This is a genomic window from Stenotrophomonas pictorum JCM 9942 (genome assembly GCF_001431585.1).
GTDB classification, from domain to species: Bacteria; Pseudomonadota; Gammaproteobacteria; order Xanthomonadales; family Xanthomonadaceae; genus Stenotrophomonas; species Stenotrophomonas pictorum.
Map to the genome: position 1 here is coordinate 107,148 of NZ_LLXS01000021.1, position 21,041 is coordinate 128,188.

A 21,041-nucleotide genomic window follows, 5' to 3' on the forward strand; every position below is an offset into this window, starting at 1 on the left:
ATTCCATCGATCAGCGCTGTGCGCGCAATTGACCGATCACCCGCTGCAGGCCTTCCCGCCACGGCGGCAACACGATGCCAAAGTCCTGCTGCAGTTTGGCATTGTCCAGTACCGACCAGGCCGGACGCCGGGCGGGTGTGGGATATTCCGCGCTGCTGATCGCGTGAACGTGCGGCGCCCTGGTCAGCAGCCCGGCAGACACCGCCTCGGCAAAAATCGCCTCGGCAAAGCCGTGCCAGCTGGTCTGCCCGGAGGCGGTCAGATGCCAGGTGCCGGACAACTGCTCCGGATGCTGCAGTGCTTTGGCCGTAACCTCGGCAATCAGCACCGCCGGCGTCGGCGTTCCGATCTGGTCAGCGACCACGCGCAGTTCCTCACGCTCGGCCCCCACCCGCAGCATCGTGCGCAGGAAATTGGCTCCGTGCGAGGCATACACCCAGGCGGTGCGGAAAATCAGATGGTGACCACCGGCAGCCCGTACCGCGTCCTCGCCATAGCGCTTGCTGGTGCCATACACGCCCAGCGGCGCGGTCGGCTCATCCTCGCGATACGGTGCCGTGCCTTGGCCGTCGAACACGTAGTCGGTGGAGTAATGCACCAGCGGCACGCCATGGGCCGCGCACCAGCGTGCGATCACGCCCGGTGCCTGCGCGTTGGCGGTGAAGGCCGCCTCAACGTCCTGCTCGGCGCGGTCCACGGCGGTGTATGCCGCCGCGTTGACCACCACCGAGGGTTGCAGGCGATCCAGCAGCGCCGGCAGGCTGTCCGGCTGGCCGAAGTCCGCCGTCTCGCAGGCCACGCCATCGGGCAGCAGGCCGCTGCGCGTGGTCGCGATCACCTGCCCCAGCGGCGCCAGCGCGCGCAGCAGCTCCTGGCCGACCTGGCCGTTGCCACCGAACACCAGCACCGTCATGGGGTGTAGACCGGCAAACGGTCTTCAGCGATGTCCTTCAGGAATGGTGCGCTTTCGTCCTTGGCCGACAGGGTCGGCGCACTGATCGGCCAATCCACCGCAATATCGGCGTCATTCCAGCGCACGCCAGCATCGAAGTCCTTCAGGTAGACCTCGGTACACAGATAGCTGAACACCGCGCGCTCGGACAGCACCGCAAAGCCATGGGCGAAGCCTTCCGGAATCCAGAACTGGCGCTTGTTTTCGGCGCTGAGCATCACCGCCTCCCACTGGCCAAAGGTTGGCGAGCCGCGACGGATATCGACGGCCACGTCATAGACCTCGCCTTCCAGCACGCTGACCAGCTTGCCCTGCGGCCGCGGCCACTGGTAATGCAAGCCACGCAGCACACCCTTGGCGGAGGTGGACACATTGCTCTGCACGAAGCGGGTCGGCAGGCCGTGCTGGCCAAAGCGCTCGGCATTCCAGGTCTCGAAGAAAAAGCCACGCTCGTCACCGAACACCGCCGGCTCGATGACCACGCAACCCGGCAACTTCGTTTCAATCACGTTCACGGAACGACTCCACGCAAGGCGAGTTTGTGCAGGTACTGGCCGTAGCCATTCTTGATCAGCGGGGCGGCCAGCGCCTCCAGCTGCTCGGCGTTGATCCAGCCCTGGCCGAAGGCGATTTCCTCCGGACAGCAGACCTGCAGGCCCTGCCGGGTCTGGATGGTCTCGATGAAGTTGGAGGCTTCCAACAGGGACTGGTGGGTGCCGGTATCGAGCCAGGCGTAACCGCGGCCCAGCGCTTCCAGGTGCAGGTTGCCCTCGGCCAGGTAGCGCTTGTTGAGATCGGTGATCTCCAGCTCGCCCCGTGGCGACGGCTTCAGTTCGGCAGCATGGGCACTGGCGTTGCCGTCGTAGAAGTAAAGGCCGGTCACGGCGTAGTTGGAGCGCGGGTTCTCCGGCTTCTCCACCAGGTCGATCACCTTGCCACTGGTGTCAAACTCGGCCACGCCGTAGCGCTCCGGGTCGTTCACCCAGTAGCCGAACACGGTAGAGCCGTCCACGCGCTCGTCGGCACGCTTGAGCACCTCGCGCAGGCCGTGGCCATGGAAGATGTTGTCCCCCAGCACCAGGCAGCTCGGCTTGCCGGCCACGAAGTCGCGGCCGATCAGGTAGGCCTGCGCCAGCCCGTCCGGACTGGGCTGCACGGCATACTGGATATCCATGCCCCACTGCGAACCGTCGCCCAGCAACTGCTGGAACAGCCCCTGCTCATGCGGGGTGTTGATGATCAGCACTTCACGGATGCCCGCCAGCATCAGCACGCTGAGCGGGTAGTAGATCATCGGCTTGTCGTACACCGGCAGCAGCTGCTTGCTGACGCCCTTGGTGATCGGGTACAGCCGGGTGCCGGAGCCACCGGCCAGGATGATGCCTTTGCGTTGCGTCATTTCCAGAATCCTTGCGTGAAGATATCGCGCCGCCCGTCAACTGCCCTCGAGGGCAGCGCAGCCAGATCGCGACAACGGCCCATCATCAGGCGACGGTGCCGATACGCTGCAGGCGGTAGCTGCCATCGAGCACGCCGTTGACCCATTCCTGGTTATCCAGATACCAGTCCACTGTGTAGGCGATGCCCTGCTCGAAGGTGTACTTGGGCTCCCAGCCAAACTCGTTCTTCAATTTGGAGGCATCAATCGCATAACGGCGGTCATGGCCCGGGCGGTCGGCGACGTAGGTGATCTGGCTGCTGCGCGGCTGGCCATCCGCACGCGGGCGGCGCTGGTCCAGCAGGGCACAGATGGCCTGCACAACTTCGATATTCTGCTTTTCCGAGTTGCCGCCAACGTTGTAGGTCTCGCCCACGCGGCCTTTGGCCAGCACGGTGCGGATCGCTTCGCAATGGTCGGTCACGAACAGCCAGTCGCGCACCTGCTTGCCATCGCCGTACACCGGCAGCGGCTCACCGGCCAGTGCCTTGGCGATCACCAGCGGAATCAGCTTCTCGGGGAAGTGATACGGGCCGTAATTGTTGGAGCAGTTGGTGGTCAGCACCGGCAGCCCGTAGGTGTGATGGAACGCGCGCACCAGATGGTCCGACGCCGCCTTGGACGCCGAGTACGGCGAGTTAGGCGCGTAAGGCGTGGTTTCAGTGAACAGGCCCGTTTCGCCCAGCGTGCCGTACACCTCGTCGGTAGAGACATGCAGGAAGCGGAACGCCTGGCCCTTGTCGGCCGGCAGCGCCTTCCAGTAATCGCGCACGGCTTCAAGCAGCGCCAAGGTGCCAACCACATTGGTCTGGATGAACGCGCCGGGGCCATCGATGGAGCGGTCCACATGGCTTTCCGCGGCGAAATTCAGTATCGCGTCGGGCTGGTGTTCGACCAGCAGGCGCTCGACCAGAGCGCGATCACCGATGTCACCTTCCACGAAGACGTGGTTCGGGTTGCCGTCCAGACTGGAAAGGGTCTTCAGGTTACCGGCATAGGTCAGGGCATCGAGATTGACGACGCGCACGCCCTTGGCGACCGCCTCCAATACAAAGTTGCCGCCAATGAATCCGGCACCGCCGGTGACAAGCCATGTGGGCACTACCTGTTCTCCTGTTTTTCAATTCATCCTGGGAACGCCCGCGGCATTCCGACACAGCGTTACAGCATACAGGCCAGCGCTCCACACGGCTGCCTCCGGAAGGATAGGACACGCCCGCAGATCCGGCATTTTGGTGCTTCGCAGCATTTCCATACGCATTCGCATGGAACCGCTTGGCCAGTTAGAATCGCGGTCCAATTTCCCGAACCGGTTGCTGCCACCAAGAGCCGGACGCTATTCCCTGTTACCGAAGGATTCGTACCAGATGAAAATCCTCGTCGCGTACAAGCGCGTGGTGGACTACAACGTCCGCATTCAGGTCAGGCCGGACGGTTCCGGCGTGGTCACCGATGGCGTCAAACTCTCGCCCAACCCGTTCGATGAAATCGCCCTGGAAGAAGCCCTGCGCCTGCGCGACAAGGGCCTCGCCACGGAAGTGGTGGTCGCCACCATCGCCCCGACCGACGCCCAGGCGCATCTGCGCAACGGCCTGGCCATGGGCGCCAACCGCGCCATCCACGTGGTCACCGACCAGGCCATCCAGCCGCTCACCGCTGCCCGCACCCTGCTCAAGCTGGTGGAGAAGGAACAGCCGGATCTGGTTATCCTCGGCAAACAGGCCATCGACGACGACGCCAACCAGACCGGCCAGATGCTGGCCACGCTGTGGGCGCGCCCGCAGGCCACCTTCGCCTCCAAGGTCGAGATCGCCGACGGCAAGGCCACGGTCACCCGTGAAGTCGACGCCGGCTTGGAAACGCTGGAAGTCGACCTGCCGGCGGTGATCACCACCGACCTGCGTCTGAACGAGCCGCGTTTCATCAAGCTGCCGGACATCATGAAAGCCAAGGCCAAGCCGCTGGAAACCCTGCAGCTGGCCGACCTGGGCGTTGAAGCCGCCGACACGTTCAAGACCACCCACTACGCCGCGCCGGCAAAGCGCAGCAAGGGCGTGATGGTGAAGGACGCCGCCGAACTGGTGGCTGCACTCAAGCAGAAGGGGTTGCTGTAATGGCCAAGATTCTCGTTATCGCTGAGCACCTGGACGGCAAGCTCAACAGCGCCGTCGCCAAGACCGTTTCGGCCGCTGCCGCCGTCGGTGGCGACATCGACGTGCTGGTGCTGGCCGCCGACCCGGCCGGCATCGCCGCCGAAGCTGCGCAGATCGCCGGCGTCAGCAAGGTGCTCACCCTGGCCAACCCGGCCAACGCACATGCCCTGGCCCAGGTACAGGCACCGCAGATCGCCAAGGCCGCCGCCGGCTACAGCCACGTGTTCGGCGCCTCGACCACCACCGGCAAGGACCTGGTCCCGGCCGTCGCCGCGCTGCTCGGCGTCAACCAGGTCTCCGACCTGATGAGCGTCGAAGGCCCGCACACCTTCAAGCGCCCGATCTACGCTGGCAACGCCATCATCACCGTGGAACTGCCGGCCGACCAGGTCGTGGTGGCGACCGTTCGCGCCGCTTCGTGGCCGGAAGCAGCCAAGGGCAACAGCGCACCGGTCGAGGCCATCAACGTCGATGCCACCCTGCCCTCGCACACCCGCTTCATCGGCCTGGCCGCCGGCAAGAGCGACCGCCCGGACCTGCAGAGCGCCAGGCGCGTGGTCTCCGGTGGCCGCGGCGTCGGCTCGGAAGAGAACTTCAAGGTGATCTACCAGCTGGCCGACAAGCTCGGCGCCGCCGTCGGTGCCTCGCGCGCGGCGGTGGATGCCGGCTACGTGCCCAGCGACATGCAGGTTGGCCAGACCGGCAAGATCATCGCTCCGGAGCTGTACATCGCCGTGGGCATCTCCGGCGCCATCCAGCACCTGACCGGCATCAAGGACGCGGGCACCATCGTCGCCATCAACAAGGACGGCGATGCGCCGATCTTCGAGATTGCCGATATCGGGTTGGTGGGTGATCTGTTTACGATCCTGCCGGAGCTGGAAAAGGCGCTCTGACATAGAATCGCCGCATGCAACGCATCATCTCCCAGCCATATCCGCCACATTCCGAAAAAAGGAGCGCCTCTGCGGCGCTCCTTTTGTTTTTTGGACTTTTCCTGGCGCTTGCGGGTGGCTGGCTCAACACGCGCCCTTACAGCCTGGCCATCGAGATCAGCCTCAATGCACCTGGCGGACCCTATCTGCAGATCTTCCCGTTCGCCGGAGGCTATAGCGAGGCCAATGTCCGGCAGGTTCCGCTCCAGGCTGGCCGGCAGGTCGTGCACCGGCTGTCCGTGCAGTCACCCAGGTTACCCAAGGTCGTGCGTATCGACCCCGGCAGCGCCGTGGGCATGATCGAACTGCAGTACTTGGGCTTCGCCAGCTTTTCCGACAGCGCGCGCCTGGAAGGCCTGCGACTGCGCGAGGCGATGGTGTTGCGCAACGATATGCACTGGGACACGCACGGTAACCTCGTCGCCAGCGGCCACGATCCGTGGTTCGAAGTCGCGGTTCCGCCCGATGTACTGGCCGGACCGCGTGCAGCCAGGCGCGCCGGTACCGCCTTGGGCATCGTCGGACTGGTGCTGGCGGCCGGTGTCATGGCGATGCGCGGCAGACGGGTAATCGTACAGCTGCGCCGGATGACCATGATGATGCCCGCTGCGCTATGGAAGATGCCGGCCATGACCGTCGCCGGTATCGTGGTCATGGCCGCACTGGGCTTGCCGGTCGAAGGACTACTGCACGATCCGCTGCGCGGCGGACGCTATGGCGCTCAACTGTTTCTCGCCGCACTACTGCTCGCGGCCATCGGCGCGGCACTCCTGGATGCGCTGCGCCTGCCACCGCGCATGCAGGGTTCGGCAAGACTTTTCCTGGCACTGGCGATAGGCCAGTGTGGACTGGTGGCTTACCTCTACCTGCGCTCCATGGTCTCGGCCATCGGCGCGCCAGCAGTGGGCAGCATGGAAATGGGTACCTTGGCGGTCGTCGCCTGCGGCTGGCTCTGGTACCGACGGCACCGCACCGGCGCGGCGACTGGCATGCAGGGACTTCCCGTGCAGCTGGGTATGCTCGCGGCAATCTGCCTGGTAGTGGCTGATCGGGAGCTACCGCGGATAGTGATGCTCTCCAGCGACCCGGATACCCATGCGTTCCTGAGTCAGCGAATTCTTTCGCTCGGGTTCCTCCCTTGGTCGGGAGACCTGGTGTTCGACTATCCTGCCGGAAGCGCCTTCCTTGGCGCCAGTTGGAGTTGGCTTTCGGGCCTGGATCCGCGCGACACCATCACCGCGTTACCGCTGATCGCCTGCCTCACCGGCGCGATGCTGCTGGCCGAGGCGGTTGCACAGCGACACCGGCATCCACTGGCAATGCCCGCGGCATTGCTGACCGCACTGGCGCTGACAATCGCCGCCTTCCTGTTCCCACTGTTCAGCCAGTACGCACACATGGAGGGCACAGGAAGACAGATGTGCTTCGTGTTCGCCGCCGCCGTGCCGGCATTGTGGATGGCATCGGCGCCGGCGGCAGTACGCACCGGCTGGGCCCTCGTGGTGCCCTGCGCGCTCCTGCTTCTGGCCTTGGGCAGCCTCAATCCGATCGGCCCGGTCATGCCCGGCATCGTCATGGGAGCGTTCTGGCTGCATGCCAGCCTGCACCACCGGCATCCGCATCCGGCGGCACTGGCCTTGCCATTGGCCGCGTTTGCGCTGTTGCTCGACCCGTACTACCAGGGGCTCGTACAGGGTGCCGGAGCAAATCCCAAGATCACTGTCACCGCCAACTACACGGCGCTTTCGCTGACTGAACTGCTGGCACAGTGGCCCAGCTTCTACACCCGGCATGCGGCCGAACTGGGCAAGCAGCTGTTCTGGCTGATGCCCCAGCACGCTGCCCCCACCTTCCTGCTCCTGTTGCTGCCCATCGGCGCTGTGCTGTTGTATCTGCGCAGGCCCCGACTGTCGCGCGAAGCGCTGCTTGCGGGGGCGGCGCTGCTAGCGGCGACAGCCGCCTGTATCGGGCTGTTCTTCACGCTGCGCAACGATCCCCGTGGCTATCTGCTGCCCGGCTATTTCAGCTTCAGCGTTTCACAATACGAGTTCATCCTGCTCACAGTCCTAGCGGCCATGGCCTCAACAGCGGCAGTGATTCGAGGCTTTGCAGTGGGGTGGCTGGCCACTGCCGCCGTCGCCTGTTGCGTCATCGCCCTGGGCATGCGGACGCAGCAGGAGTCCATGTGGACGCCACGCCAAGCCTATTGCGGATCGCTGGGCTGCGCTTCGGCCAACGACTTGGCGGTGCTGGAGATGATGCGCGGGGTGATGGACGACATGTCCGGCAAGAAAGTGCTGTTGCCCAACCTGAGCCTGCATACGGGCAACGAGGCCTGGGTATTTCCTGTCGCCGGCGCGCGTGCGCTGCCATTTTCCGGCAGTCTGGAACCGGCGTTTTTCTATTATCAGGGCGACCCGGATTTCTCCAGCCGCAGCTACCAGGACAACGTCTGCCACCAGCTCGACCGGCGCTGGCTGGCCCGGCATCGCATCGGCTATGTCTTTCTGCCGGAGAACCGCGCGCAGGCCTGTATCAGCGGCATGGAATCGCTGATCGACTCGGAACGAATCGTCTTCCAATCCGGAGATGCCTACCTGCTGGAGCTCTCCACGCCCTGAGTAGAGCGAGTGCCGCTTCGTTGTCCCGCGACCCGCGATCTTCGTGGGCCGGTCGCCTCAGCGGCCACTGACGAAATACGCCAGGTGCAGGCGCTCGAGCGCATCCAGGTTCAGCACCATCGCCGCTGTCAGCACGAAAGCCAGCAGAAGCGCACGCAGCGGATCCGGGCTGCGCATGGACATCCAGGCCCAGGCGAATGCGAGGGGTGGCAGGAAATAACGGCCCTGTAGGCCCTGCACGATGGTGGCGTCGACCGAGGTCCACTGCACGTACAACGGCAATGCGATCATCACCACAGCCCCGGCCACCATCACCAACGCGGCCGGCGCCACCCGTGGCCAGCGCAGCGCATCGGGCCGGTTGCCGGCGAGAAACAGGGCCGCGACCAGGGCATAGCCCGCAAGCGGGTATGCCCACGCCGATAACGGCACGTCGATCCACCCGAGGATCCCCACCATCATCCGGTACAGATGCGCGCCATGCTCGCCGGTGAGCGTGTTCCACAACAGTCCAAGGAACGTGTCGGGATCGTGCAGAAGCTGACGGATGTTGCTTGCCGGGTCAACGCCGGCGCGCGCAATGCCATCGGCGTCGGCCATCGCGATCAACGCCAGGTGCAACGCCCATGGCAGCGCTACGAAGCACCCCAGCCCGCGCAGGAAAGACAGGCCTGATTGCCGGAACGCTTCGCGGCAGAACAGCAGGCTCGCCAATACCCAGGCCGCGCCGGGCTTGAGCAGGCCGATGGCGATGGCCAGCCCCCACAGCACCGGCAGGATCCGCCGCAGCGGCACGCGCCCGGCCGCCAGCCCCGAGGTCAGCCCTGTCCAGGCGATGGTCAAGGCGATAACCAGCGAATCGGCCGATACCGAGGCCAACTGGGCCAGTGACATGGGCAGCAGGGCGACGAAGGCCAGTGCCCATTTGGCGCGGCCGGCCAATGCGATCCCGAGCCCTACAAGGAGCGACGCCAACAGCAGGTTCAGCAGGCGCGCCGAATACAGGAATGTACCAAAAGAGCCGCTCATGGCGCAGGTGCTGCTGAAAGCGACGGCGGCAACCGCGTAATGATGCGGGAAGTAGGGATCCGCGCCGCCGGTCGGCGGCGCGCTGGTCGGCGCACAAGCAAGGGGTTGTGCTAATTGCCGCTCCAGCTGCGCCTTGCTGAATGGCTGCTTGTTTCCCAGATAACCTGAGAACGGGCCGTACATCGCCGACAAATCCGGGAAGCGCTGCCCGTCATGCCAACCGAACGGTGTGCCCTGGCCGATCCGGACGATCTTGGCCAGATGCGCGCGCTCATCGGGGACAGCCCCCGGCGGCGTGCGCACCGCGTACAGGCTGCCGAATACCAACAGCAACGCCATGCACAGCCAGTGCGCATTGCCATCAAGGCGCTCCAGCCAGGCCAGGCGCGCGTACCGTCTGAGCGGGGCGAGGTAGATCCAGCGCAGGACGACCAGCAGGAGCAGCAGCCACAGACCAGTGGCATACATGACGGCCTGATGGAGACCTTGCCACCGCAGGGCCGTCGCCAGCGCCGCCTCCATTGCCGGACTGGCCCCCAGTACGAGCTGCGGGTCGGCCGCGTCCGCGGTAGAGGACAGTACTCGGCACGGCCCCGCCTCCACCAGTTCAAGATCGTGCCTCGCGCCCGACACATAGGCATGATTCTCGCCCGCCACCCGCAATACCACGTCGCACAGCGAAACGTCGCCGCCATTGGGCGGATCGACGCGCAGCCGCGTCAGCTGCATTCCCGTCCGCGCCAGCCGCACCTCCTGCCGCTGTCCGACGACCACGGGATACCATTCGGACATAACTTCGCTGAAGTCGCCGTCCTCGTCGAAGAAGACCTGGAGTTGGCCGGAGACCGTGGACTGGACCGTAAAACTCAGCCTCGCTTGGGACCGGTCCTGGGAAAGCCAGAGCGCCCCGGCCAGGAATAAGCCAAATGTGACGATCGCCAGTACGCCTAGCTTGCCCGGTTTCCACAACAGTCTGCTCGGCTTGCCAACCGCCATTTCCATGGCCTTCACCCTCCTTCAACTATGACGAACACCCAGCGCCGCATCAGCATGAAGCTGAGCATTGCCAGCACGATCTCGATGCAGACCTTCATCCTCCAGGCGGCCGGGATACCCGCCATACTTCCGGTCAAGACAACCGCGCCAGTGCTGAGCAGCGTCAGCGACACCCACAGCAGCACATAGCGCAGCAACTGCTGCCGCGTCAGCCGCGGTTGCCGGAAGGTCAGCTTGCCGTTCAGCAGGAATCCCAGCATCGCGGCTGTGAAGCGCGTGAACAGATTGGTCCAGAACGCCGGCATCCCCCAGTAAGTAAGAAGGATGAACAGGCCGGCGTCGAACGCAAACTGCAATCCACCCACCGCCAGAAACAACGCGATACGCACCAATTCCGTATGGGCTGGCAACCATCGCGGCGCTCCTGCACGCACCGTCACGTGTCCGTGGTCCCGTCGGCGGCTCCACAGCCCGGTTCGTCGAGCAGCCGGGAAGACAGCGGCGATTTCGGCACAGACGCGATGTCATAGGAGAGAAAGGCCAGCAGCAGCTGCAGGCCGACGAGGACAGGCATGGCCGCCAGCATCACCGTGCCAGCCGTGGTCGGCACACCGCTGGTAATACCTTGCCACCATTCGATGGCGCCAAAGCACACGCCAAAGGACAGCAAGACCAGGCCTGCCACCAGCTCAAACGAGGCGATCGACAGATCGCGCAGGAAATAGTTATAGAAGATTCGCTTGCCGAAATTGCGCACGTGCTTGACCAGGAATTCGCCAAGCACCCGGCTGATCTTCAGATTGCTGACCTCATCGGCATACTTGGCGTCCATAGGCACGTCAACGATCACCGCACGGAATGTACCAAGGCGGAACATCATGTCGGTCTCGAAGAAATAGCGCTTGCTGATCCGGTCCATAGGCAGCAGCTTGGCCACCTTTGCCGAGATGGCGGTGTATCCATTGGTCGGGTCGAACACATCCCAATAGCCGCTGGAGAACTTGGCCATGAAGGAAAGTCCTGCATTTCCCACCAGCCGCAGTATCGGCATCTGCCCGATCTGGCTCAGGTCATAAAAGCGGTTGCCCTTGGTGTAATCGGCCAGTCCTTCGGCAATGGGCCTGACGAATCGGGGCAGCAGCCCCGGATCCATCTGCCCATCGCCATCGATCTTGACGATGATGTCCATGCCCGATTCGATGGCGCGTTGATACCCGGTCAGCACCGCCCCGCCGACGCCCTGGTTTACTTCATGGGTGAGCACCACCACCCGCGGATCGCGACACTGCGCCGTCACCAGCGCGCCGGATCCATCCGGACATGCATCGTCGACCACGATGACCTGCTGGACCATCGGACCGATCGAGGCGATGACGTCGAGGATATGGCGGGATACCCGGTAGCTCGGGATGACGACAGCGATCCGGGGTTCCATTCGGCGCATGTGTCAGGACTCCAGTAAGAAAGGCTGTGACAGGGAAAGGTTGGGGTTGTAGGCGGGATCACGACGCAGGACGCCTTCCCACCGTTCACGCATGAAGGCGACTTCCGACATGAACCTGGCCTGCTTCACCGGATTGTCCTCCAGGCCACGCGACGCCGATTCGTGGTGATACAACTCGGCGAACGGCGTCCACAGGTTGCGGTATCCCTTCTCGCGGATGCGCAGGCACAGATCGACGTCGTTGAAGGCCACGCGCAAGCGCTCGTCAAGACCGCCGACTTCGTCATAAACCGAGCGGCGCACAAGCAGACAAGCGGCGGTCACGGCGGACAACTCCTGCGTGAGCAGCATGCGCCCAAAGTAACCTTGGCTACCGCGTGGATGGCGGCTGCCGACATGGCCGGCCACGCCACAGAGGCCAACAAGCACCCCGGCATGCTGGATCGTATCGTCGGGGTAATAGAGCATCGCGCCCACCGCGCCGACGTCGGGCCGCATCGCATGGACGACCATCTCCTCCATCCAGTCGGGGGAGATCACTTCGATATCGTTGTTGACCAGGCCGATGACCTCGCCGCGCGACTGGGCCACGGCGAAATTGTTGATCGCCGAGTAATTGAACTCGCCCGGATACGGCAGCACACGCACGTTGGCGAGTCTGGAAATACGATCGAAATAGTCCAGCGTCTCGGGCTCGACCGAACCGTTGTCCACCACCAGGATCTCGTAATCCGGATAGGTGCTGCGCTCGAGAATGCTGTCCACGCACATGCGCAGCAGATCCACGCGATCACGGGTGGGGATCACCAGACTCACCTTGGGCGCCGGCACCGGCAGGGAGCGTTTCACCCGCATCATGCTGGCCGGGAGAATGCTCACCTCGCTCGGCTGCCCGATGCGCTCCAAGTGTTCTTCCACCGCACGACGGCCAGCCACCACCGCGTAGTTCTTCTCGCCTGCGGCCAGTGCGGTCGACCCCTGGATCGCCCGCCAGTGGTACAGGACGCGCGGGATGTGCACGATCTGTCCGGGCTTGATGCGCTCGACACAGCGCAATGCCAGGTCCCAGTCCTGCGAGCCTTCCAGCCCCTTGCGGAAGCCACCCAGCTCGCGCACCAGCGGCAACGAGTAGACGCCAAGGTGCGAGATGCAGTTCTGCCCCAGGAACAGGTCGTAGTTCCAGTCCGGCTTGAAATAGGGGTCAAAGCGAATACCCGCCTCGTCGATCTTGTCCTCGTCGCTGTAGACCAGGCGGGCATCCGGAGTACGGCACACCGCTTCGGCGACCAGCAGCAACGCCTCCGGGTGCAGCTCGTCGTCATGGTCGAGCAGCGCCATATATTCGCCCGTGGCAATCTCCAGCGCCGAATTGGAGGATTCGGAGATATGACCGTTCTTCTCGCGGTAGACGACCTTGATCCGCGGATCGCGGCGCTGGTACTCCTCCAGCACCGTGCGCACGTGCGGCGACGGCGACGCATCGTCGGCGATGCAGAATTCCCAGTATGGATAATGCTGCGCGACCACACTATCCAGCGCCCGCCGCAGCCAGCGCTCCGGCGCCTCGTAAACCGGCATCACCACCGACAGCAACGGCCGCCGCGGCAAGACGGCAAGACGCGCCTGCACATCAGCCACATTCAGCATCGGCTCGTTTCTCGCGATCCATCGGGCGTAGTCACTGGACGGCGCTGTCTGCAACGCCTGGTAGTCGTGTAAACCCTGCTTGAGCGAGGCCCAGGGCCCCGCCTTGGCGCCGGTGGCCGCCAGCCGCGCCGCCAGCGCGAGCGCATTGGCCAGGCCGCCGCCACGCACCTGGCAGACTTGGCGCAACATGTGCAGCCAGGCGCCAGGACGCGTCACCGGACGCAGTCGCACCTCGATCTGGAAGCGGGCGTCCTCGTCGCTGGGATCCAGGCGCAGGCTGCGCAGTCCTGCGCCGAGGTACACCACAGTCTCACTGTGCCCCTGCGCATCGTAAGCCAGCAGCCCCATACGGCCGGCTTCGTGAACACCACAGCCGTAATCAGGATACAGACAGGGATTTTGCAGCTTCCCGCCGTGCATGCGCGAAGCGATACTCAGCACATACCAGCCCTCTTCGATGCCCGGCCCCGGCCCGGCGCCCATACGCACCGAAAACTGCGGGTCGCGCTGGCATCCGCACCAGTATCCATCGGGGTCCATCGCCACGTTACGCAGCGGCTCCAGCACCGCCAGGCCGGCCATCACCCGCCGGCTACCGCGGGACACGCGCAACTTCCGGCCCACACGGTACAGGAGCGGCCGGTCCGAACGCTGCTTCAGCTCCATGACCGTCGCGGACAAGACACCCAATTGCGCCGCGACGGCGTCCAGCCGCTGCTCCTGGGCAGCGGCGAGGCGACGGGAAAGCGCGGACAGCTCGTTGCCGGCATGCTGCTGTTGGGCCTGCATGCGACACAGGAGCTCGTCCTGAGAGGCCAGCGTACGCTGCTGGATCTCCAATGCTTCGTGCAGATGCGCCTGCTGGACTTGCAACGCCTCCAGGCGTTCGATCTGTTGCGCATGCCTGCGCTTGTTACCCTCCTCAGCCAACGCATACGCGGTCGCGCGCCGGAAGCTGAACTCCACGCGCCTCGCGCCGCTCACCGCCTCCGCCAGGTTGGACAGGTCCAGCTCCAACCACGGGTCGTCGCCCTGCGCTGCCCAGACGATGGCATCTGCCGCAGCCGCAGCCATGCGCTGTTCGTGCAGTATCGTCACCCGCCCCGCCAGATCGGGAACCGGGCGGCCATCCAGGCGTACCGACAGCAGTTCGTAGACGCCTGGCCGGCCATCCGGATCGAAACGCACGCGTTCCAGCGGCATGCCGGGCACGGTATCCATGGTGGTGTTGCAGATTCCGCCGGCTGCCATCTGCACCACGCCATCGACGGCCAACTCCTCGCAATACCCACCGGCGGCACTGCGGGCATACATCCGCGGAGCAATAGAAGGCGCGGCATCCGGCACGGGACCATTCCAGGCACTGGCCAGCTCCAGCCCCCGGCTCCATGCAGGCACATGGCGGGCATGGTCATGGCCCAGCGCGGAAAGCGCCGCCTCCATCGCCGCCGCATAGCCCCTGCGCCCAGCCTCGAAGCGTTGCCGCAGCGCATCCATGGCAGTCAGATCAAGCGCGCCGCCGCCAGCGGCGGTAACAACGCAGCCATAAGCCGCCAGCACATCCGGATCGAGCGCGAACGCATCGACGGCGTGGTGATTGCGTAGTTGCGCGTCGAGAAAACCGTCTACTTCAGCGGCTGCGGCCATGTCTTCCTCCGGCAGCACGCCCGCGCCGAATGCATGGCGGCAACGCGCAACCTGGCCACGCCAGTCTGCGATCAAGGCCTCATAGGTCAGGAACACGCGACTGGCACCGCGCGTGGCCTGTTCGGCCTCCAATTGGTAGGCGAGAGACAACAATCCGGCCCGGTACTCGGACATGTCATCGCGACGACGCAACGACGCGGCCACTTCAACTGGATGACGGGCGATGAAGGCGAAGTGTGCCTGCACACCGAGGCTTTCAAGCAGCTCCCGCCACAGCGGCACGAACCGACACGCGCGCGGGTCCTTGACCACTACGGTGCCGCCTTCGGCCAGCAGTTGCGCAAGCAACGGCTCCAGTTCTGCCCGGGCCCGCAACGCGGCCGGATGACGCAGCCAGCTTTCCGGCAATGGTCGTGGATCGGCCCAGTCCATCCCGAACGCGGCTAGCAGGCGGTCGTGGGCCTGTACCACCCGGACATGCTCGAAATAACCCTTGGGGTTGGCGTCGGCAGTCGCGGGCATCAACTCGTCACCAAGACGGAGGCCCAACTGGCTAAAGGTTCCGGCCAGCGCCGAGGTGCCGCTGCGGTGCATGCCGAGCACCACGATCACGGACGCTGCGGTTGTTTCGCTGATTGTCATCGTGGAGCCCTGATGGATTGCGGTGATGCCTGAATCTCCGGCACCACGTGAAAGTCGACAAAACCGGTGGTGATGCGGCCCGCAGCTGGCGGGATACGGAAGACGAAAACGTCTACGAGTCGATCAAGAAACGACTCTTCCTCTCCCACACGGCCGGTCACTCCGGCATTCATGAAATACACGCCTGGGGCCAGCATGGCGCGAAACCGGAAACGTACCTCCATACGTTCGGCAGTCTCCACCAGCGCAATCGGCTCCTGCACGCTGGAAGAGGTTGCTCCGCCCAGTTCCACACCAGACACGGTCTTGATGAGCATGCCAAAACGGACCCCTGCTACGGTCCGGTCGAACACGACCGAATACGCGTACACGTATTCCTCGCCAGGCCGGAGTACGTTCACTCTGCGCCCGGCAAGAGTCTGGATATGCGGATCCTCGATGTGTGCTCCGCAGGATTCGTAGCGAAGGAGACTTTGCGATACCAGCCCAGGGTCGAAGTGCGCGCTGTCCTCGGTTTCCGCGGTTGCCATCACTGCATGGCCGACATTGGCGGACGACAGCAGATTCCCTGGTTCATCCGCGGCAGACGGAAGGCTGCCTGCGGTACCCGCAAGACAGGCGGCGCGCAAGGCAGCCACTTTGTCGGCCGGGGCGTACAACATTTTTTGGTAGAGCGCGACAACGTCCTTGGGCTTGCCCGTCGCCAACAGATCACCGCGATCCAGCAGGATTGCGTGATTGCACAATTCCAGCACGGTGCTGGCCGAGTGCGATACGAACACGATGGTTGCGCCGGCGTCGCGCAGGCGCTCAATGCGTGCGAAACATTTGCGCTGGAAAGCCTCGTCGCCCACAGACAGGGCCTCGTCGACGATCAGGATATCCGGCTCGACATGGATCGCGACGGCGAAGGCCAGGCGGATGAACATGCCGCTGGAGTAACTCTTGACCGGCTGGTCGATGAAATCGCCGATGTCCGCGAACGCAGCGATATCATCGAAGCGGGCATGCACCTCCTCACGCGTGAGCCCCAACAACGTACCGTTCAGGTATACGTTCTCGCGACCGGTGAATTCCAGGTTGAAGCCTGCACCCAGCTCAAGCAGGGCGGCAATGCGGCCCCGGGTGGTGACCGTGCCGGTGGTCGCCGTCAGCGTGCCGCAGATGATCTGCAGCAGCGTCGACTTGCCCGACCCGTTGCGGCCGATGATGCCTACGGTCTCACCGCGGCGCACTTGGAACGAAATATCGTCCAGCGCACGGAACTCGCGGAACCAGCGCCGCCTGTGCGACCGCGGCGACAGCATCTGCAACAGACGGTGATGTGGTTTTTCATAGATGGGAAATACCTTGCCCACACCCGCCACGTCGATGGAGACCTCACAAGACATCGGCAAACCCCCGACGCGTGGCACGAAACAAGCTGTATCCCATATAGAAAACCAACAACGCCAGGATCGAATACACAGCCAGACCCTGCCAATCCGGGGTTCGCCCCCAGATGACCACATCTCGCGCCTGATCAATGATGAAACTCAGCGGATTCATCCGATATATCCACCGCATTCCTTCCGGAATCACCGAGATAGGAACGATAGCGGTGGACGTGAACAGCAATGCCGTGGAGAGGACACCGATGATCTGGTTGATATCCCTGAAATAGACGCCGAGTGCGGCAAGTCCCCAGCCCAGACCCAATGCCAGCCAGACCAGCGGCAGCACTACCAGAGGAAACAACACAAGCGTCCAACCAACGCTCTGCCCAATAAACACCGCCAGCACCAGATAGGCGACCAGGTTCATGAACAGATGGAACAATGCCGACAAAACCATCGGCCAGGGCAGCACCTCCAACGGGAAAACAACTTTTTTGACGTAACTGGTGTTACCCGAAACCAGGCGCGGCGCCTGTGTCAGACACTCGGCCAGGAACGCATGAAGAATCAGGCCGATGAAGAGAATCAGGGTGAAATTCCCCTGTTTGCCATCGACAGTCGGCCAGCGGCTGCCAAGGACTCCACCAAAGGCCAGCGAATAGACGGCCAACATCAGAAAGGGGGCGATAAGCGCCCATAACAAACCGAAATTTGCCCCCCGATAGCGCCCCAGTATCTCGCGCTTGGTCAGTTCCCGGACAAGGGAGCCATGTTCAAGGGCCACACGGAATGGCCCGGTAATGATCGACACGCTACTACTCCAGAAGCCCGATACTCGAGCCATCATTAAACCGCTGTAACGCCCAACGCACGCGCCAGGTCGTATTGCAAATCCCCCACGTCCTCTACACCCACGCTCAACCGCACCAGTGCATCGCTGATGCCCAGCTGTTCGCGGCGCTCGACCGGGATCGAGGCATGGGTCATCACTGCCGGATGGTTGACCAGGCTTTCCACGCCGCCCAGCGATTCGGCCAGGGTGAACAGCTCGGTGCGCTCGCAGAAGCGCTTGGCCGCTTCGAAACCACCCTTGAGCACGATCGAGACGATGCCGCCATAACCGCCCATCTGCCTGCCGGCCAGTTCGTGCTGCGGATGCGAGGCCAGGCCCGGGTAGATCACCTTCTCGATGGCCGGATGGGTTTCCAGCCACTGCGCCAGCGCCAGTGCATTGGCGCAATGCGCCTTCATCCGCAGCGGCAGGGTCTTCAGGCCGCGCAGGGCCAGGAAGCTGTCGAACGGGCCCTGCACGCCCCCGATGGAGTTCTGCAGGAATGCCATCTGCTCGGCCAGCTCGGCGTTATCGCCAACCAAGACAATGCCGCCGACCATGTCCGAGTGGCCATTGAGGTACTTGGTGGCCGAGTGCAGCACCAGGTCCGCGCCCAGCGCCAGCGGACGCTGCAGCATCGGCGAGGCGAAGGTGTTGTCCACCACCACGATCAGCCCATGGCGCCTGGCGATGTCTGCAACCGCGGCGATGTCCACGATCTTCAGCATCGGATTGGTCGGGGTCTCGATCCACACCATCTTCGTTTTCGGCGTGATCGCCGCTTCGAATGCGGCCAGATCAGTCAGGTCGACAAAGCTGAAGTCCAGCCCGGCAGTGCGGCGGCGCACGCGCTCGAACAGGCGGAAGCTGCCGCCGTAGATATCATCCATCGCCACCACATGGCTGCCGGCATCCAGCAGCTCGATCACGGTGGAGCTGGCGGCCATGCCCGAGGCGAAGGCGAAGCCACGGGAGCCGCCCTCAAGCGAGGCGACGCAGCGTTCGTAGGCGAAGCGGGTCGGGTTGTGGGTGCGCGAGTACTCGAATCCCTGATGCTCGCCCGGGCTGGACTGGGCGTAGGTGCTGGTCGCGTAGATCGGCGGCATCACCGCACCGGTACTCGGGTCCGGAGACTGGCCGCCGTGGATGGCCAGCGTTGCAAGACGGTACGCCATGGGAGCTGCTCCGTTCATTTACGAAACCGGCAATGATACCCGAGCCGCTCTGGCCGATAGCTGAGCATCCCTCTTGGGCCGGCCACTTTTGTGGCGGCCCGACCGTTTTCTCAAGGCTCGCCCTGTCTATCGGCAGGGGCGCAAGCTTCCGGGAGGCGACGCGACTGGCCCTTGCGATAGCGGACATCCCGCCAGGGGCGCTCAAAAAGCAGAAAGGAAGCCATCGCCGTGAGCAGCATGGCAAGCAGCAGCAGGCACAGCCCGCCTGCGCCCCATTCACGCATCCCCAGCGTATCGGCGGCCTGCAGCACGGGCATATGCCACAGGTAAGCACTGAAGCTGATCACCCCCACCAGCCGCATCGGCGCAGAGGCAAAGAACCGCGTCAGCATGCCGCCCCCCCACAACAGCGCCAGCACCAGCAGGGCCCAGCCCAGGCCGAATCCTGTGAACCAGCGGTGGCCGAGCCCGGGCTGGAATTCGCTCCCGCTCAACAACGCCCAGATCGACGGGGTGACCAGTACAAACAGCGCCAACAGCAACCAGCCCAGTATCCGCCAGGCGCGCCCGGCCGTGGCCAGCCCTGGCCACCAGCGGTGCAGCCAGGCCGCCCCCACCCCACACAGGAACACCACCAGATACTGGCCCAGCCCGACGCTATTGGTGACCGCCTCTGCCGCCGGCCAGTACCGGCGTGCCAACAGCACCAGCAGCGCCAACAGCATCAATCCCAGCCAGCGCCCGCCGGGGGCTTTGCGCGACAGCTGCATCGCCACCACGATGAACGGCAGCCACAGGTAGAAGGTGAACTCCACCGGGATCGACCACAGCACGCTCTGCCCTTCCCGCAAGGCGAGGTGATTTTTGAGTGCAACGGTGTCGATCTGGTAATGCCAGATGGGAACACCCGCCCGGGTGAGCCACCAGCTCACCAGCAGGATCACCAGATACAGCGGCCAGATCCGCAGCACCCGGCGCAGCGCATAGTTGAGCCAGTACGGCAGATGGGCCAGCTTTGCCAGCGGTTGGCCGAACATGGCCGACGCCAGCAGATAGGCGCTGAGCACGAAGAACAGGTACACCCCGCTCTTGCCGATGCCCGACAGGTTGGGCCACGGCAGCCAGCCGGCATTGGACAGGTGCGAGCCGATGACGATCAGCACCGCCAGCCCCCGCAGCCCGTCCAGTGCCAGTACGTGCCCCGCACCGGCCGAGGCTGGCGCCAGAAACAGCCTGCGCATCATTTCTGCCATATCCATCCACCCTGTAGCGCCGGGCAAGGCCCGGCCAATCGCAACACACGCCCACCACCGCACCAATCCGGTGGATCATCCGCCATAGCGCCGGGCAACGCCCGGCGAACAGCATCGCACCGCACAATATCCAGCGCCTGGAAGCGGCGAACCATGCCGGGCACATCCCAGCGCGGCAATGCCGTGCTCGACACCAAAGCATGGGGTTCCACAAAAAGAAAGACCCGCCGGAGCGGGTCTTTCCAAGACTACAAGCAACTACCGATCAGAACGATCAGTTGGTGCCCGGACGGATCAGGGCGTGGTTGCTGATCGAACCCGAGGTCGGGTTGACGATCTGGTACAGGCCCTGGATGGACTTGTCCGGACCAGCCACGTTCACCACGATGGTGGCGCGGTTGTTGCCCGTGAACACAGTCTTCAGGTCGTCGATGACCTTGGTGCCGTTAGCCGGGATGGTGCCGGTCAGGGTACCCGGGGTGACGGCGGTCTCGTTTTCCACGTTCATCAGGGTGATCGAGTACGGACGAGCCAGGCCACTGGTGTTGGTCAGCACCAGACGGCTGATCCAGCCAGACGGGATCTGGGCCAGCGGAGCCTGCAGCACGGTGCCGTTACGCACGAACGAGCCGACAGCCTTGGCGGCAATGTCGGTGACGCGGTAGGTCGTCGGAGCTGCGCTGACGGCCTTCACCGAAGCCTTGAACTCAGCTTCCGGAATGGCGGCCGTAGCCGAGGTCTTGGTGTACTCGACGAAGCCAGAGGCGATACCAGCCTGAACGTCCTTGGGTAATCCCCCCATTAACCAGAGTTCTGAGAAGTAGAGCTATGCGGCCATGGCCAACCGCTGCTTGGGGGTGATGCCGCCCAAGGCCATGTTTGGGCGTTCATGGTTGTACCT

16 protein-coding genes are annotated in these 21,041 nt (G+C 64.1%); 3 read left to right on the forward strand and 13 right to left on the reverse strand.

The genetic code is table 11. The features are described from left to right. Window positions 1-10: 10 nt before the first annotated feature. From rfbD to rfbB, 4 genes are all read right to left on the reverse strand, one after another. Window positions 11-913 (reverse strand): dTDP-4-dehydrorhamnose reductase, encoded by a 903-nt coding sequence (gene rfbD, locus ARC78_RS08775; RefSeq protein ID WP_057506111.1) that lies wholly within the window; start codon window positions 911-913, stop codon window positions 11-13. Further along, complete coding sequence (gene rfbC, locus ARC78_RS08780; protein ID WP_057506112.1) at window positions 910-1,467, reverse strand: dTDP-4-dehydrorhamnose 3,5-epimerase; 558 nt, start codon at window positions 1,465-1,467, stop codon at window positions 910-912. Before rfbC ends, rfbD begins: the two co-directional genes overlap by 4 nt. Beyond that, a complete protein-coding gene (rfbA, locus tag ARC78_RS08785; protein WP_057506113.1) occupies window positions 1,464-2,351 on the reverse strand; it encodes a glucose-1-phosphate thymidylyltransferase RfbA in 888 nt (295 codons plus the stop codon). Before rfbA ends, rfbC begins: the two co-directional genes overlap by 4 nt. An 85-nt stretch (window positions 2,352-2,436) precedes the next feature. Then, window positions 2,437-3,492, reverse strand: a complete 1,056-nt coding sequence (rfbB, locus tag ARC78_RS08790) for a dTDP-glucose 4,6-dehydratase (RefSeq protein WP_057506114.1) — start codon at window positions 3,490-3,492, stop codon at window positions 2,437-2,439. A 265-nt stretch (window positions 3,493-3,757) separates the two neighbouring features. On the opposite strand from rfbB, the gene ARC78_RS08795 reads away from it, so the two are divergent. The 3 genes from ARC78_RS08795 to ARC78_RS08805 are packed head-to-tail and all read left to right on the forward strand — an operon-like array spanning window position 3,758 to window position 8,099. Then, window positions 3,758-4,504, forward strand: a complete 747-nt coding sequence (locus ARC78_RS08795; RefSeq protein ID WP_054658036.1) for an electron transfer flavoprotein subunit beta/FixA family protein — start codon at window positions 3,758-3,760, stop codon at window positions 4,502-4,504. Beyond that, a complete protein-coding gene (locus tag ARC78_RS08800; protein ID WP_057506115.1) occupies window positions 4,504-5,439 on the forward strand; it encodes an electron transfer flavoprotein subunit alpha/FixB family protein in 936 nt (311 codons plus the stop codon). Before ARC78_RS08795 ends, ARC78_RS08800 begins: the two co-directional genes overlap by 1 nt. 14 nt (window positions 5,440-5,453) lie before the next feature. Beyond that, a complete protein-coding gene (locus ARC78_RS08805; RefSeq protein WP_145974303.1) occupies window positions 5,454-8,099 on the forward strand; it encodes a hypothetical protein in 2,646 nt (881 codons plus the stop codon). Window positions 8,100-8,156: 57 nt separating this feature from the next. Here ARC78_RS08805 and ARC78_RS08810 read toward each other — a convergent pair whose 3' ends face one another. The 9 genes from ARC78_RS08810 to ARC78_RS08850 form a co-directional block, all read right to left on the reverse strand. After that, window positions 8,157-10,130: a DUF2142 domain-containing protein gene (locus tag ARC78_RS08810; RefSeq protein WP_057506117.1), complete on the reverse strand. Its 1,974-nt coding sequence runs from the start codon at window positions 10,128-10,130 to the stop codon at window positions 8,157-8,159. 5 nt (window positions 10,131-10,135) lie between these two features. Beyond that, window positions 10,136-10,513 (reverse strand): GtrA family protein, encoded by a 378-nt coding sequence (locus tag ARC78_RS08815; RefSeq protein WP_157722769.1) that lies wholly within the window; start codon window positions 10,511-10,513, stop codon window positions 10,136-10,138. Window positions 10,514-10,560: 47 nt separating this feature from the next. Beyond that, window positions 10,561-11,568, reverse strand: a complete 1,008-nt coding sequence (locus tag ARC78_RS08820) for a glycosyltransferase family 2 protein (RefSeq protein ID WP_054658028.1) — start codon at window positions 11,566-11,568, stop codon at window positions 10,561-10,563. A 3-nt stretch (window positions 11,569-11,571) separates the two neighbouring features. Then, entirely contained in the window at window positions 11,572-15,504 is a 3,933-nt protein-coding gene (locus tag ARC78_RS08825) for a glycosyltransferase (protein WP_057506118.1), read from the reverse strand. Continuing rightward, entirely contained in the window at window positions 15,501-16,895 is a 1,395-nt protein-coding gene (locus ARC78_RS08830) for an ABC transporter ATP-binding protein (RefSeq protein ID WP_054658946.1), read from the reverse strand. Before ARC78_RS08830 ends, ARC78_RS08825 begins: the two co-directional genes overlap by 4 nt. Further along, window positions 16,885-17,691: an ABC transporter permease gene (locus tag ARC78_RS08835; protein WP_241772709.1), complete on the reverse strand. Its 807-nt coding sequence runs from the start codon at window positions 17,689-17,691 to the stop codon at window positions 16,885-16,887. Before ARC78_RS08835 ends, ARC78_RS08830 begins: the two co-directional genes overlap by 11 nt. 35 nt (window positions 17,692-17,726) lie before the next feature. After that, a complete protein-coding gene (locus ARC78_RS08840) occupies window positions 17,727-18,887 on the reverse strand; it encodes a cystathionine gamma-synthase (protein ID WP_241772710.1) in 1,161 nt (386 codons plus the stop codon). A gap of 110 nt (window positions 18,888-18,997) precedes the next feature. After that, window positions 18,998-20,128 carry an acyltransferase family protein gene (locus tag ARC78_RS08845; RefSeq protein ID WP_157722830.1) on the reverse strand — a complete coding sequence of 377 codons (1,131 nt, stop codon included), beginning with the start codon at window positions 20,126-20,128 and terminating at the stop codon, window positions 18,998-19,000. 286 nt (window positions 20,129-20,414) lie between these two features. Further along, window positions 20,415-20,942, reverse strand: coding sequence for a hypothetical protein (locus ARC78_RS08850; RefSeq protein WP_145974304.1), 528 nt, complete (start codon window positions 20,940-20,942; stop codon window positions 20,415-20,417). Window positions 20,943-21,041: the final 99 nt, after the last annotated feature.